The sequence below is a fragment of the Blautia glucerasea genome (genome assembly GCF_013304385.1).
GTDB lineage: Bacteria > Bacillota > Clostridia > Lachnospirales > Lachnospiraceae > Blautia_A > Blautia_A ammoniilytica.
Map to the genome: position 1 here is coordinate 1 of NZ_JAAITU010000024.1, position 15359 is coordinate 15359.

Below are 15359 nucleotides of genomic sequence, written 5' to 3' on the forward strand. Positions count from 1 at the left end.
TTTGAAGAAAATAAAAAGAAAAGAAGTTTTAAAAGAAAAATGGTGCTGGGCATAACACCCAACACCAAGTTTGTCTACAGTCTGATAGGACCTTTCGCATGAACGAATGGTCCTATTTCTTTTAGGGACTTATTTCACAGCCCCTTTTGGTTATTTATGCGTTATAAGAGCTATACAAATACTTCTGCCATAGAAATGGTAGTTCGACAAAAAGTCGGTTCAGCAGATATTAGATTGCAAAATCATGTCTTGAAACTCTTTTTGGGGCATGTTATTATACTGTCGAGCTGTGTTTTAGGAGAAAAACATGGGAAAAGGAATAAACGGAAAGGAATTAGGAAAAGGAATACGCCAGCGTAAAGATGGCAGATATGAAACTCGAATATACAATCAAGGCACAAGAAAATATGTATCTTTGTATGCAACAAACCTTCAAAAGCTAAAAAAAACACGGAGTGCATATTTGGAAGGCAAAAGTTATGGAATCGCAGGTTATGATCTCAGTATAACTGTATCCCAGTGGTACAACAAATGGATGGAACTTTACGTTATCCATAGTAAGAAAAATACTACTATTAACAATTACGTCAATGGATATGAAAGGATAAGGGAGTATATTGGATACTTCAAGATGATTGAGGTAAAACCTGATAATATTCTCAGTGTAATCAAAAGTTTACAGAATGAAGGCTATAAACGTGCCACTATCGTTCATTCACTTACAATATTGAAACTGATGTTCCAAAAAGCTTTTGATAGTAAAATGATACCATCAAATCCAGTCCAGGATATAAAATTACCTGCCAGGGATTATGCACCGGCATCAAATGATGTTGAAAAAGATCTGCAGTGCATAAGTGTAACTCAATCAGAAACTTTTTTTAAGGCATGTAAAGATACAAGATATTATGAACTATTTTATCTATTAATACATACAGGAATGCACATCGGGGAGGCCTGTGCTCTTACATGGACAGATATTGATTTTGATAATAAATTAATTCATATCAATAAAACTCTGAACCAGGTTTCCATATATTATGACAATGATGGAAATCCTCTTCCGGAACATAAATTTGTTATACAGATAACGACCCCGAAACAAACCAAAAGCTGCAGAAATGTTCCTTTGTCAGAACAAGTTTCAGAAGCACTTCTCATGTGGAAAGCAAAACAAACGGCTGATAAAAAGCAATGTAAGCACTGGGGAGACGAAAACAGTTTACTAACGATGTATCCAGATCTGGTATTTACCACCTGCAACGGCAAAGCATATACGCCTAACGATGCAAGTAAAGAATGTAGAAGAATCATGGATAAAATAAATGCAAATGAAAAAAAACTTGCTGAACTGGAAAAGAGAATGCCTGTGCTGTTAAATATTCATCCTCACATGTTCCGGCACACATTTATTACACGCTGCATACAGTCAGGAATTCCCGCAGAAACTACTGCCAAAATAGTAGGCCATGCAGATATTAGGATGACGCATTATTATACCCATATTGAGGATGAATTTATGAAAAAGGAATATGCAAAGTTCTCAGAAAACTATACAGAAGAAAGAGGAAATTAAATTGCCAACAGAAAAACCAACCCAGAATACCAGTTCGAATACAGATATGGGTAATATATGGGTCAAAACGGCCTCAGCGAAGCCCAAAACCCGCATAAACACTGGGATTTTGGCCGATACTACCAAGTTATCACCGATGATGAGGGAATACTGTAAAACTAAGGAAGAGTACAAGGACTGTGTCCTTTTTTACAGATTGGGCGACTTTTATGAAATGTTCTTTGATGATGCCATCATGGTTTCAAAGGAACTGGAACTAACCCTCACCGGAAAGGACTGCGGTCTGGAAGAACGGGCACCTATGTGTGGGATTCCCTTTCATGCTGCAGAAACCTACATAAACCGTCTGATCGAGCGTGGACATAAAGTGGCGATCTGTGAACAGGTGGAAGATCCAAAGCTTGCCAAAGGACTGGTAAAGCGTGCAGTAATACGGATTGTTACACCTGGTACTACACTGGATGCACAGGCCTTGGATGAAACAAAGAATAATTATCTTATGTCGGTTGTTTCTATTGAAGACCATTTCGGCTGTGCCATTGCAGATGTTACCACCGGCGACTGTTTCCTCACAGAAGTAGATAAGCCTCAGAAGCTGTTGGATGAAATCAATAAATTTGTACCTGCTGAGATCATCTGTAACGATGCATTTAATATGAGCGGAATAGATACAGATGACCTGAAGAATCGACTGGGAATCTGTATTTTTTCTCTGGATTCATGGTATTTTGACGATGAATCCTGTAAACGTGTTTTAAAGGATCATTTTCATGTGAATACACTGGATGGTCTTGGGATCGCAGATTATGAAAGCGGCGTCGTTGCTGCAGGGGCTCTTTTCCTCTATTTAAAAGAGACGCAGAAGACAGCTTTATCCCAAATGACCAGTATTCATCCCTACACTGCTGAGAAATATATGCTGATCGACAGTTCCAGCCGCCGCAATCTGGAGCTTGTGGAAACCCTGCGTGAAAAGCAGAAGCGAGGGTCCCTTTTATGGGTACTGGACAAAACTCGGACAGCTATGGGGGCAAGGACGCTTCGCTCTTATGTGGAGCAGCCGCTGATCGATGTAGATGAGATCAACAACCGGCTTATGGCAGTGGAAGAGCTGAAAGAAAAGCCTATGCTGCGTGATGAGATCCGTGAATACCTGAATCCAATTTATGATCTGGAACGACTGATCAGCCGGATCAGTTATAAATCAGCAAATCCCAGAGATTTGGTAGCCTTTGCATCCTCTTTGGAGATGATCCCCTATATCAGGCAGATCCTGAAGGATTTTGATGCTCCTATCATAAAGAGGATTTACGAAGATATGGATGATCTGGAAGATGTAACAGGCCTGATCAAAAGTGCCATTATCGAAGATCCACCACTTGCCCAGAAGGAAGGCGGCATCATCCGGGAAGGATATAATCCGGATGTAGATAAATTCCGCACAGCCCGTACGGATGGCAAGAAATGGCTGGGAGAACTGGAAGCAAGAGAGCGGGAGCGTACCGGGATCAAATCCTTAAAGATCAAATATAACCGAGTATTCGGATATTCTCTGGAAGTAACCAATACCTTTAAAGAACTTGTGCCTGAGAATTACATCCGCAAACAGACCCTGGTAAATGCCGAGCGCTACATTACACAGGAATTAAAAGACCTGGAAGATGTGATCCTTGGTGCAGAGGACAAGCTTTATGCTTTGGAATACCAGCTGTTTTCTGATGTAAGGGATAAAGTTGGAAATGAAGTGGTACGTATCCAGCGTACTGCCAAGGCTGTAGCCGCCCTGGATGTTTTTGCATCTCTTGCACTTGTAGCAGAACGGAATAATTATGTGCGCCCCAAGGTAAGTGAAAATGGGATCATTGACATTAAAAACGGACGTCATCCAGTGGTGGAACGTGTGATTGAAAATGACATGTTTATTGCCAATGATACTTTCCTGGACAATCATAAAAAGAGGATCTCCATTATTACCGGCCCTAATATGGCGGGTAAATCCACTTATATGAGACAGACTGCACTGATCGTGCTGATGGCACAGATTGGCTGCTTTGTTCCAGCTCAGAAAGCCTCCATCGGGATTGTTGACCGGATATTTACCAGAGTGGGGGCTTCTGATGACCTGGCCAGCGGTCAAAGTACCTTTATGGTAGAGATGACAGAGGTTGCCAATATCCTGCGGAATGCAACCTCCAAAAGCCTGCTGATCCTGGATGAGATTGGAAGAGGAACCAGCACCTTTGATGGGCTGGCAATTGCCTGGGCTGTGATCGAGCATATCAGCAATACAAAATTGTGCGGTGCAAAAACGCTGTTTGCCACTCATTACCATGAGCTTACCGAACTGGAAGGCAAGATCTCAGGTGTGAATAACTACTGTATTGCAGTCAAAGAAAAGGGGGATGATATTGTATTCCTCCGAAAGATCGTAAAAGGGGGAGCTGATAAAAGTTATGGTATCCAGGTAGCCAAGCTTGCCGGCGTACCGGAGCCTGTGATCCAGCGTGCCAAAGAACTGGTAGAAGAACTAAGCGATGCAGATATTACAGCCGCAGTAAAGGATCTTACAGCCCCAAAGAAAAAACAAAAAGTTGTTTATGATCAGGTAGATATGGCACAAATGTCTTTATTTGATACAGTACAGGATAATGATATCATTGAGGAATTAAAATCCATAGACATCGGAAATCTGACTCCTATGGAAGCGTTGAATACACTTTACAATCTTCAGAACAAGATCAAGAACAGATGGTGATAAATATTGAGAAAAATAGCAGTTTTAGATAAACATACCATAGATAAGATCGCAGCCGGAGAAGTGGTGGAGCGCCCTTCTTCCGTAGTAAAGGAGCTTGTAGAAAATGCCATTGATGCAGGTGCTACTGCTGTGACGGTTGAGATTGCAGACGGTGGGAAACGGCTGATCCGCATCACAGACAATGGAAGCGGCATGGAAGCAGATCAGGTTCCGGTTGCGTTTTTAAGTCATGCCACCAGCAAAATTGAAAAAGTAGAAGATCTGGAAAACATTGCCTCTCTCGGATTCCGTGGAGAGGCTCTTTCCAGTATTGCAGCAGTTTCTCAGGTGGAACTGATCACAAAAACTCCGTCTGCATTAAGCGGAGTCCGTTATGTGATCGAAGGAGGAGCAGAGCAATCTATGGAAGAAATGGGTGCTCCGGAAGGTACTACATTTCTTGTAAGAAATCTGTTTTATAATACGCCTGCCAGAAGCAAATTCCTGAAATCCGATGTAGCAGAAGGAAATTACATTTCTTCATTAATGGAGCAGCTGGCACTTTCCCACCCGGAGATCTCATTTAAATATATTCAGAATAAGCAGGTTAAGCTGCATACTTCTGGAAATTATAATGTTAAAGATGTGATCTATAATGTTTACGGACGGGATATTGCCCGGGCGCTTTTAGAGGTATCTTACGAAAATGATTTTCTGAAGATCCAGGGATATGTGGGAAAACCTGAAATATCCAGAGGCACCCGTTCTTTTGAAAACTATTATATTAATGGCAGATATGTAAAAAATAATATTATTGCAAAAGCAATAGAAGATGCTTATAAAGGCTTTCTTATGCAGCACAAATTTCCATTTGTTTCTCTTCATATCCAGATGACAGGAAATGATCTGGATGTTAATGTTCATCCAAGGAAAATGGAAGTCCGTTTTGCAAGAGGGCCTGAAGTATATGATTGCATTTATGAAGCAGTGAGAAATGTACTGACTCACAGGGAAATGATCCCAAAGGTCTCACCAGGTCCTGAGGAAACTGCTGCCAAAGCAAAAACAATCGTAGAACGAAAAGACATTCCTGAGCCTTTTGAAACAAAAAGGCTGACTCAGATGCAGCAAAATATACATCCGGTTGTTCAGAAGGATCGACTTTATGAAGAACTTCCGGTTTATAAAAGCAACACATTTACAAAGGCAGAAGAAGCTCTTTTCAGCGGAAATCTTCATAAAGAAGAATCATCTGCAAATACAACCGATCCTATTGACAAGCAGGAGCCGAAAATACAGGAATCCAAAACGCAAAAACTGAAAACGCAGGAAATATCTGATTCAGCCATAAATATTTCATCCCACAAAACATTGGAGTCGGAAATCCTAAAGCAAGAGCAAGAGGCTCCTAAACAACTGGAGTTGTTTGAGGAAAAGCTGTTGGCACCTGAATCCAGAAGTCGTCACCGTCTGATCGGCCAGCTGTTTGAAACCTATTGGCTGGTAGAATTTGATGATCGTTTTTTCATCATTGACCAGCACGCCGCTCATGAAAAAGTAAATTACGAACGTTTTGTAAAACAATTTAAAGAACAGGAAACACATTCCCAATATCTTAGCCCTCCGCTGATCGTAAGCCTTAGTCTGGAAGAGGAAGCAAGTCTTTTGGCAAACCGGGAGTTTTTTGAAAAAGCAGGATTTGAGATCGAGCCCTTTGGCGGCCGTGAATATAGTATCAGCGCAGTACCGGCAGACCTGTACGGATTTTCCGAGGAAGATCTTTTCCTGGAAATGCTAGATAACCTGGCAGGAGAAGGGGAAAAGGATGCATTTAATATTTTTACAGCAAGGCTAGCTACTATGGCCTGCAAATCAGCAGTGAAAGGAAATAACAAACTGTCCTTCCAGGAGGCTGACCAGCTGATCGACCAGCTGCTGACTCTTAACAATCCTTATCATTGTCCTCATGGCCGGCCAACCATCATTTCCATGACAAAAACAGAGATAGAAAAGAAATTTAAGAGGATCATATAATGAAGCAGCCTTTACTGGTTTTAACCGGCCCTACTGCTGTAGGAAAAACAAAATTGTCCATCGCCCTTGCCAAGGCAATCGGCGGTGAGATCATTTCCGCAGATTCTATGCAGGTGTATCGGCATATGGATATCGGCTCTGCCAAAATCACTCCCAGCGAAATGGATGGTGTGCCCCATTACCTGGTAGATGTACTGGAACCGGATGAAGAATTTCATATTGTAAAATTTCAACAGATGGCAAAAGAAGCCATGTCTCAGATTTATGCAAATGGACATATTCCTATTTTGGTAGGTGGAACCGGATTTTACATCCAGGCAGTTACAAGAGATATTGATTTTACCCAGGCACAGTGTGAAGACGATTATCGCAAAGAACTGGAGCAGATGGTACAGGAAAAAGGCAGTCATTATCTGCACCAGATGCTGAAAGAAGTAGACCCTGTAAGCGCAGAAGAGATCCATGAAAATAACGTAAAACGGGTCATCCGGGCACTGGAATTTTATCATCAGAATAAAACTCCTATCTCCAGCCATAATCAGGAGCAAAAAGAGAGGAGCAGCCCGTACAATCTGGCGTATTTTGTATTGAATGCGCCAAGAGAGCTTTTGTATCAGCGGATTGATGCCCGCGTAGACGAAATGCTTGCAAACGGACTTGTAAAAGAAGTGGAAAACCTTCAGAAAATGGGCTGCCATAAGGGAATGGTTTCCATGCAGGGGCTTGGATATAAAGAAATCCTTGCGTACCTTGAAGGTGAATATCCATTAGATGAAGCATTATGTATTCTGAAAAGAGATACAAGGCATTTTGCCAAAAGACAGTTGACCTGGTTCCGCAGAGAACAGGATGTGATCTGGGTCAACAAGGATCAATTTGCTTATAATGACCAGGAAATATTAAATTACATGCTTTCATGCTGTAAAGAAAGAGGAATATTATGAAAGAACTTTATGAACAGCTGGGGATTTCTTCCAGAGTTTATGATTTTTGCCACGAAATAGAAGAAAGTTTAAAAGAACGTTTTATACAGTTTGATAAAACAGCAGAATATAACCAGATGAAAGTGCTTCTGGCCATGCAGAAAAATAAAGTAAGTGAAGAATGCTTTGGTTCTTCCTCAGGTTATGGTTATAACGATCATGGCCGGGATACGCTGGAAAAGGTATATGCTGATACTTTTCATACAGAAGCAGCCCTTGTACGGCCACAGATCGCCTGTGGCACTCATGCTCTGGCAATTGCCCTGTTTGGAAATCTTCGGCCCGGAGATGAGCTTTTAGCCCCGGCCGGAAAACCATATGATACATTGGAGGAAGTGATTGGGATCCGTCCTTCCAAAGGCTCACTGAAGGAATACGGGGTATCTTACCGTCAGGTAGATCTTTTGCCGGATGGTACCTTTGATTATGAAAATATCCGTAAGTCTATTAACGAAAAAACAAAGCTTGTTGCGATCCAGCGCTCCAAAGGATATCAGACAAGACCTTCTTTTTCTGTAAAGCAGATCGGAGAACTGATCGCTTTTGTAAAATCCATAAAACCGGATGCAATCTGTATGGTAGACAACTGTTATGGTGAATTTGTAGATACCATTGAGCCAAGTGATGTAGGGGCAGATATGATGGTGGGTTCCCTGATCAAGAACCCAGGCGGCGGACTTGCGCCTATCGGCGGTTATATTGCAGGTACAAAGGAATGTGTGGAAAATGCTTCTTACCGCATGACATGTCCTGGCCTTGGCATGGAGGTAGGTGCTACCTTAGGAGTTAACCGGTCATTTTACCAGGGATTTTTCCTGGCACCTATGGTAACAAAAGGTGCATTAAAAGGTGCTGTGTTTGCTGCCAATATTTATGAGCGGCTTGGTTTTCCGGTTGTTCCGGATTCCAAAGAACCCAGACAGGACATTATCCAGGCTGTTACTTTAGGAACACCGGAAGGTCTGATCGCTTTTTGCCAGGGGATCCAGGCTGCTGCACCAGTAGACAGCTATGTTTCCCCTGAACCATGGGATATGCCAGGCTATGACAGCCAAGTGATCATGGCAGCAGGTGCCTTTGTCCAGGGTTCTTCTATTGAGCTGTCTGCAGACGGTCCATTAAAACCGCCATATGCCGTATATTTCCAGGGAGGTCTTACCTGGGAGCATGCAAAGCTAGGAGTGATGATGTCTCTTCAGAAGCTTGTGGATGCAAAGCTTGTTTCTTTAAATTAAATTATTAATAATGCGATACCAGGGTCAAAGTCATTTGCTCCTGGTATCTGTCAATAATAGCTGAGGAATATTATGTCAGATGTGATAATTGTAGGCGGCGGTGCTTCCGGTTTAATAGCCTCTGTGATGGCTGCCAGGGCCGGTGCCCGTGTTACAGTGCTGGAACAAAATGATAAGCCAGGAAAGAAACTTTCCGCTACAGGAAATGGAAAATGTAATCTTACAAACTTGAGCCAGAAGCCAGAGGATTACCGTGGCTCAGATCCGGAGTTTTCATCTTTTGCCAGGAAAGCATTTTCTGTTTCTGATACTTTAGATTTCTTCACAGAGCTGGGTCTTTGCCCGGTAAATAAAAACAATTATATTTATCCTCGTAGCGGTCAGGCATCAAGTGTGACAGAACTTCTATGCATGGAAGCTGTCCGGCTGGGAGTGAAAATAAAAACAAATGAAAAGGCTACAGAACTGCATCAGAAAAAGGGCAAATGGACCGTTTTGACAAAAACCTGGCATTATGAAGCAGATGCGGTGATCCTTTCCGGAGGTTCCAGTGCATCAGCGATTGCTGGTTCTGACGGCAGCTGTTATCAGCTTGCAGCAGCACTTGGACATAAGATCATCAAGCCCCTGCCTGCACTTACAGCATTCAAATGCAGCGGCAGCTATTTTTCCGGATGGGCAGGAGTGCGGACACAGGCAAATGTGACTCTTCTAATTGATGGAAGCCCCAGGCATAGGGCAGAAGGAGAAGTCCAGCTTACTGAATATGGCATTTCCGGGATCCCGGTTTTTCAGATCAGCCGATATGGGATCCGCAGCCTTTATAACAAGGAAAAAGTGTCACTTAGCATTGATTTTATGCCTGAAATCCACACTTCCGATCTGGATCGTTTCTGGGAAAATCGAAAAAAAAGGTGTCCACAAAAAAATGAAAGAGAACTTCTGATCGGCCTTTTTCCTGAAAAGCTTAACAAAGTAATCTGTAATTATTCAAAAAAACGTCATATAGAACTGCCCCGTTTATTAAAACGCTTTCCCTTGGAAGTGTGTGGATACCTGCCCTATGAACAGGCCCAGATATGCTCCGGCGGTGTTGATACCAGTGAAATCGATCCACATACTATGGAGTCCAGGCTATGTCCCGGACTGTATTTTGCAGGGGAGCTGATGGATGTGGATGGCACCTGCGGCGGCTATAATCTTCAATGGGCCTGGTCCAGCGGTGCCTGTGCAGGACTTCACAGTGCAGGAGTAACAGGTAGTTCTTATAAGCAGGGAGAAAACATATGATCAGAATCAGTCAGCTAAAGCTTCCCATCGGGCATACCACAGCAGCCTTGGAAAAGAAAATACAAAAAGCCTTGCATCTTCAAAATCAGCCTTTTACCTATCAAATCAGAAGACAGTCTTTGGATGCAAGACATAAAGAAGACAAAAAATTTGTTTATACCATAGATGTAAAAACAGATAATGAAAACCGTATATTAAAAAAAGTTCACGATAAAAACATTACGTTAACCAACGAAAAGGCCTATTGTTTTCCTAAACCTGGGCCAGCCCCATTACACTCCAGACCTGTCATAGTTGGAAGCGGTCCTGCAGGGCTGATGTGCGCCTGGTATCTTGCGAAAGCAGGTTATGCACCTTTGCTGCTGGAGCGTGGTGAGGAAGCACATCTGCGGCAGCAAAAGGTTGAAGCATTCTGGAAAAACGGCGTACTTGATCCTGACTCCAATGTTCAGTTTGGAGAAGGCGGTGCAGGCACTTTTTCTGATGGCAAATTAAATACCCTTGTAAAAGATACCTTTGGCCGTAACCAGGAGGTATTGAAGCGCTTTGTGGAAGCAGGGGCAGGAGAGGAGATCCTTTACCAGCAAAAGCCTCATTTAGGCACAGACATGCTGGTTGGAATTGTAGAAAATCTCCGGAACCAGATCCAGGAAATGGGTGGAACCGTGCGGTTCAATGCAAAGGTAACGGATCTGATTTTTGAACAGGATAAGCTGCAGGCAGTAAAGGTTAATGATCAGGAAGTGATTCCTGCACAAATCTGTGTCCTTGCAATCGGCCACAGCGCCAGAGATACTTTTGGGATGCTTTATGAAAAAGAACTTGATATGGAATCCAAATCCTTTGCTGTAGGACTTCGGATCCAGCATCCCCAGTCTATGATCAATCAGGCTCTTTACGGGGAAGCCGAGAATCCTATACTTGGGCCTGCCAGCTATAAAGTGACCCATACCTGTGACAATCAAAGGGGTGTTTATTCTTTTTGTATGTGCCCAGGCGGATATGTGGTGAATGCCTCTTCAGAAGAGCAGATGCTGGCGGTAAATGGTATGAGTTATCAGGCCAGGGACAGTGAAAATGCCAACAGTGCTATTATCGTAACTGTTTCACCCGATGATTTTCCCGGAAATGGTCCTATGGCAGGGATCCGGTTTCAGCGTGATCTGGAGCGTAAAGCCTGGGAAGCAGGGAAGGGAAAAGTGCCGGTACAGTTGTTTGAGGATTATCAGAAGCATCAGGAAAGTACCTCCTTTGGTCAGGTCAAGCCTTGCATCTGCGGTGCTTATACACTTACAGATGTAAGAAAGATTCTTCCTGAAGAAATCGGAGATTCTATAGAAGAAGGGATTCTGGCATTTGGTAAAAGGCTGCCCGGATTTGACAGACCGGATGCTCTTTTGTGCGGAATAGAAAGCCGTACTTCATCCCCGGTAAGGATTGTCCGGGATAAGGAGTTGGAAGGAAGCAAAAAAGGGATTTATCCCTGCGGTGAAGGTGCAGGTTATGCAGGGGGGATTACTTCTGCTGCTATGGATGGACTGAAAGTAGCAGAGGCAATTGCACGGAAGTATTCTATTCCTTCCAGTGATGCTGATTACAACTCTTGACACAAGTAATCAAGCCCGGAGATACACTTCTGATCCTGGGGAATGACAAACAAGGAATGGCAATTCCATCAAAAGAAATGTTTGCATCATATTTTGAACAGATATTCGGAAAATAACAGTAAATTCGGATATCTGTGTAAAGGAAGGAGAAACAGGTATGCCGAAGATATTTGGGATTCCGCTGATTGGCGTAATCCAGATGGTTTTAGGGGCTGTTATATTTCTTCTGATCCGCTGGCCATTCCGGGTGCACAGGTGATCCAGGGCAAGGGTAAGACCTTGATGCCAGGCCTTATTGACTGTCATGTGCATATTCAGGGGCTGAATAACCGTTGTGAAGCAGACAATATGGCATTTCTTAAGGACGAAGTGCCCAGGATCTTCCAGGAAAAGGTATTTCCATACGGAATCACTACCATTAAAGATTTGTGTGCTCCCAGACATTTCATCTATCAGCTTCGTGAACAGCTTCGTTCCGGAAGGCTGGAAGGTCCGGAGCTGCTGATCGTAGGTCCTAACTTCACTGCTCCGGATGGACATCCTGCCAATACACTGGGAGGAGATAATCCTTGGATCCGTAAGGAAATGGTCATTGAAGTTACCACACCAGAGCAGGTGCATGAAGGAATCTTGGAACTAAAAAAGGCCAATGTGGATTTTCTGAAATTCACGTATCAGGGAGGTGATTACTGGTATTTTGATAAAAAGATCCCTATTGCCAAGATCAAGAAAGAGCTTATGGAGCAGATCATCCGTGAAGGCAAGGAAAACGGTTTGAAGACCACTGCCCATGTATTTTACAAAGAAGATGTACGACAGCTGCTGAAAGCAGGGATTTATGGCATTGAACATGGCGTTCTGGATGAGACTCTGGAACCGGATGATGACCTGATCCGCCTTTGGAAAGAAAGCGGTGCACACTTTGTACCTACTGTAAATGCTATGACCTATGAAAAAGATCCAGCACGTCTGACAAACAGCCTTCATAATCTGAAAGTACTTTATGACGCAGGAATCCCTATCGCCATGGGTACTGACAATATGCTGGAAATGATGGGCGGCGAGGTGGAGCATAAGGAACTTGCCTATTATGTGGAAGCAGGTTTAACCCCTATGGAAGCCATCACACTTGCAACTGGCAATGCAGCCCGGCATTTGGGGATTGAAGACCGGAAAGGTTTTGTAAAAGAAGGCATGGAAGCAGATCTGATCCTTCTTGACCAGGATCCATCCCAGGATATTTCCAATATCCAATTTATCCATCAGGTTTTCTGCAAAGGAAAGATCGTATATTCCCAGAATGTGATCCAAAGCTATGATATCCCTGAATTTCATTATCCAACATCTGTGAATCAGATCAGACTGACAAGCACAGATGGAAAGGAAGAGAAGATTTTGGATGTTTCCGGGTATAATACCTCTGGAAAGATCGTACAGAGGATTACCCGGGAGGGTATTCTTTGGTCTGAAGAGATCTGCCAGGCAGACAGGAACCTTTCTCTTATTTCCTGGGAATATACACGTTCTTCTGATCATACCTTCTTAAAAGCAGTCAAAGAGAGCAGTTTTATTCATATGACAGGCACTTTTAAAGGCAAAGAGCAGGACAAACGATTCCGTATCGAAGACAGCCTGTGGTATCAAATGATGGAAATGGCTCTTCCTGCATTTCTTAAATCCAGTGAAAATGAAATCCTGCTGTATTCTATCGGTACAGGCAACAATCGGGGAGCCATGAACCTTGGTGAATTTGCCGCCAAAAAGTTGGGAACAGAGCAGATCACAGTGAATGGAAGTGCCTATTCCTGTTATAAGGTAAGCCTTGTTCTTACCATGTTTTCATGGGCATGGACCGGGCTGTACTGGTATGATATACAGACAGGACAGTTGATCCAGAGTGGAGAAAAGAAAGGAAAAACTGAAAAGATTTTATACAGGATCTGTTAAGAGTAAGCCTGCAGGTATGGCATATCTGCAGGCTTGTGTATTCATTATAAGCTTCCATACTCTTTATAAAAAAGAAATTAAATTTTTTCAGAGAGTGTACATCCCCCTGTTTTTATGCTAAAATGGGTTTCGTATTCCAGAAGCTAAGGAATCATATGAAAAAATCAGATCAAATCCATACATTACCGGCACAGGGCAGACCTTACAGGATGATGGATCTGCCGCCCTCTCAGCGCCCATATGAGAAGTGCCTGAAGGATGGCCCTGGGATTCTAAGCGACAGTGAGCTGCTGGCAGTGATCCTGCGCAGCGGCACTAAAGACGCAAGTTCTCTTACGCTTGCACACGAAATACTGAATCATACAGAGAAGACTTCATTTCCCGGACTACTTGGGATCCTGCATATGTCCCTTCCGGAACTGATGAAAATAAACGGCATTGGCAAGGTAAAAGCCATCCAGCTGAAATGTATCGGGGAATTATCCAAGCGGATGGCACGTCAGGCAGCAAGACCACAGCTCTCACTGAATAGCCCGGATACAATTGCAAAGTATTATATGGAGCAGCTCAGACACGAAGAACAGGAGCTGCTTCTGTGCATGATGTTTGATACGCGCAGCCATCTTCTGGGAGAGGAGATTTTATCCAAGGGTACAGTGAACAGCACTTTGATCACCCCCAGGGAGGTATATCTTGCTGCCCTTAAATATCATGCCACCTGTATTGTGCTTGTACATAACCACCCAAGTGGGGTAACAGAGCCAAGTGCAGGAGATATACAGACAACACAGCGTATTCTCCGTGCCGGGGAAATGCTTGGTATTACTCTGCTGGATCATATTATTATCGGGGATCATACATACACCAGCCTTAGAGAAAATGGAATGATGGAATAGTTTTGTGATAAAGGGGCAGATGCATGCTTTTTGAAAAAACATACGGAATAGACCTTGGCAGCAGTTCTGTAAAGGTATATTCTCTGATCAGAAATAAAAGTTATTTAGAGAAAAATATGATCGCATCCAAAGGACGCAGGATCATTGCTGTTGGTAATGAAGCATATGAGATGTTTGAGAAAGCACCTGTGGGTATTTCCGTAACTTCCCCTATGTCTTTTGGTATGATTGCCAACCTGGAATTGCAGGAGATCGTATTATATAGTATGATGCGCAGAATCGATAAGATCCTTGGGATTGGATCAGTAATGTATTTTGCCGTTCCACTGGATATGACGGCCATTGAAAAAAGAGCCTATTACCAGGTGGCAAACGGACATTGGCTTCGTAAAAACCGGGTTTATATGGTAGAAAGCCCCATTGCAGACGCTATTGCCATGGGGGTTGATATTGAGAAGAATGAGGGCAGTATGATCGTAAACATTGGTGCCCAGACGACCCGTTTTTCCATTATTACCGGGGGCAAGATCATTATCAGCCGTAAGATCCCAATTGGAGGCAGGCAGATGAATGAGGCTATCTGCAGTGAAGTGCGCAAGCGGTATAACCTTCAGATCGGTACTCGTACAGGCAAGCGTCTGAAGATTGTTATGGGACGTCTTTCGGATCAACGTAAAGAAGCCAGAAAAGTAGTTGGAATCGACAGTGTTTCCGGGCTTCCAAGAGAAGAAATTATTTCTGCCTATGTGGTAAATGATGGGATCATGAACTGTGTGAACGAGATAGCTGCTGAAATGAAAACATTTCTTGAGCGTACTCCGCCCCAGATCACTTATCATGTGGCCAAAGAGGGTATTTACCTTACAGGCGGCAGCACCAGGGTTCCATACATAGACCAGTATCTTGCCAGCTATACCGGATTTGCTTTCAATCTGTCACCTCTGTATGAGAATTCAGCAGTGACAGGTCTTGAAAAAATCATGAAGAACAGAGAACTTCGTAAATGGGCACAGCCCATTAAACAGAGAAAATTGTAATTTAGGGGATATATAGT

Annotated in this window: 10 protein-coding genes; all 10 read left to right on the plus strand. The window is 43.2% G+C overall.

The genetic code is table 11. The features are described 5' to 3' along the window. Positions 1-307 precede the first annotated feature (307 nt). The 10 genes from G5B11_RS10400 to G5B11_RS10445 all read left to right on the plus strand — a co-directional run bounded on the left by G5B11_RS10400 (position 308) and on the right by G5B11_RS10445 (position 15342). Positions 308-1576, plus strand: coding sequence for a tyrosine-type recombinase/integrase (locus G5B11_RS10400; protein WP_173728022.1), 1269 nt, complete (start codon positions 308-310; stop codon positions 1574-1576). Positions 1577-1712: 136 nt separating this feature from the next. Further along, positions 1713-4331 (plus strand): DNA mismatch repair protein MutS, encoded by a 2619-nt coding sequence (gene mutS / locus G5B11_RS10405; protein WP_173728088.1) that lies wholly within the window; start codon positions 1713-1715, stop codon positions 4329-4331. A gap of 6 nt (positions 4332-4337) precedes the next feature. Continuing rightward, the gene (gene mutL / locus G5B11_RS10410; RefSeq protein WP_173728024.1) at positions 4338-6347 is read left to right on the plus strand and encodes a DNA mismatch repair endonuclease MutL; all 2010 of its coding nucleotides are present in this window, start codon (positions 4338-4340) and stop codon (positions 6345-6347) included. Beyond that, complete coding sequence (miaA, locus tag G5B11_RS10415) at positions 6347-7291, plus strand: tRNA (adenosine(37)-N6)-dimethylallyltransferase MiaA (RefSeq protein WP_173728026.1); 945 nt, start codon at positions 6347-6349, stop codon at positions 7289-7291. Before mutL ends, miaA begins: the two co-directional genes overlap by 1 nt. Next, positions 7288-8565, plus strand: a complete 1278-nt coding sequence (locus G5B11_RS10420; RefSeq protein WP_158420986.1) for a methionine gamma-lyase family protein — start codon at positions 7288-7290, stop codon at positions 8563-8565. Before miaA ends, G5B11_RS10420 begins: the two co-directional genes overlap by 4 nt. Before the next feature lie 72 nt (positions 8566-8637). Continuing rightward, the gene (locus G5B11_RS10425) at positions 8638-9855 is read left to right on the plus strand and encodes an NAD(P)/FAD-dependent oxidoreductase (protein WP_173728028.1); all 1218 of its coding nucleotides are present in this window, start codon (positions 8638-8640) and stop codon (positions 9853-9855) included. Further along, entirely contained in the window at positions 9852-11462 is a 1611-nt protein-coding gene (locus G5B11_RS10430; protein ID WP_173728030.1) for an NAD(P)/FAD-dependent oxidoreductase, read from the plus strand. The genes G5B11_RS10425 and G5B11_RS10430 overlap by 4 nt, the downstream gene beginning before the upstream one ends. A gap of 42 nt (positions 11463-11504) precedes the next feature. Beyond that, positions 11505-13409 carry an amidohydrolase family protein gene (locus G5B11_RS10435; RefSeq protein ID WP_173728032.1) on the plus strand — a complete coding sequence of 635 codons (1905 nt, stop codon included), beginning with the start codon at positions 11505-11507 and terminating at the stop codon, positions 13407-13409. A 155-nt stretch (positions 13410-13564) separates the two neighbouring features. Continuing rightward, entirely contained in the window at positions 13565-14305 is a 741-nt protein-coding gene (radC, locus tag G5B11_RS10440; protein WP_244092977.1) for a RadC family protein, read from the plus strand. Positions 14306-14328: 23 nt separating this feature from the next. Further along, positions 14329-15342 (plus strand): rod shape-determining protein, encoded by a 1014-nt coding sequence (locus G5B11_RS10445; RefSeq protein WP_158420982.1) that lies wholly within the window; start codon positions 14329-14331, stop codon positions 15340-15342. Positions 15343-15359 lie beyond the last annotated feature (17 nt).

Excerpts from the sequence above, each read along its gene's own strand:
- radC (WP_244092977.1), top strand. The coding sequence starts at position 13,565 with ATGAAAAAATCAGATCAAATCCATACATTACCGGCACAGGGCAGACCT.
- G5B11_RS10430 (WP_173728030.1), top strand. The coding sequence starts at position 9,852 with ATGATCAGAATCAGTCAGCTAAAGCTTCCCATCGGGCATACCACAGCA.
- G5B11_RS10420 (WP_158420986.1), top strand. The coding sequence starts at position 7,288 with ATGAAAGAACTTTATGAACAGCTGGGGATTTCTTCCAGAGTTTATGAT.
- miaA (WP_173728026.1), top strand. The coding sequence starts at position 6,347 with ATGAAGCAGCCTTTACTGGTTTTAACCGGCCCTACTGCTGTAGGAAAA.
- G5B11_RS10400 (WP_173728022.1), top strand. The coding sequence starts at position 308 with ATGGGAAAAGGAATAAACGGAAAGGAATTAGGAAAAGGAATACGCCAG.
- G5B11_RS10425 (WP_173728028.1), top strand. The coding sequence starts at position 8,638 with ATGTCAGATGTGATAATTGTAGGCGGCGGTGCTTCCGGTTTAATAGCC.
- G5B11_RS10445 (WP_158420982.1), top strand. The coding sequence starts at position 14,329 with ATGCTTTTTGAAAAAACATACGGAATAGACCTTGGCAGCAGTTCTGTA.
- G5B11_RS10435 (WP_173728032.1), top strand. The coding sequence starts at position 11,505 with ATGACAAACAAGGAATGGCAATTCCATCAAAAGAAATGTTTGCATCAT.
- mutS (WP_173728088.1), top strand. The coding sequence starts at position 1,713 with ATGATGAGGGAATACTGTAAAACTAAGGAAGAGTACAAGGACTGTGTC.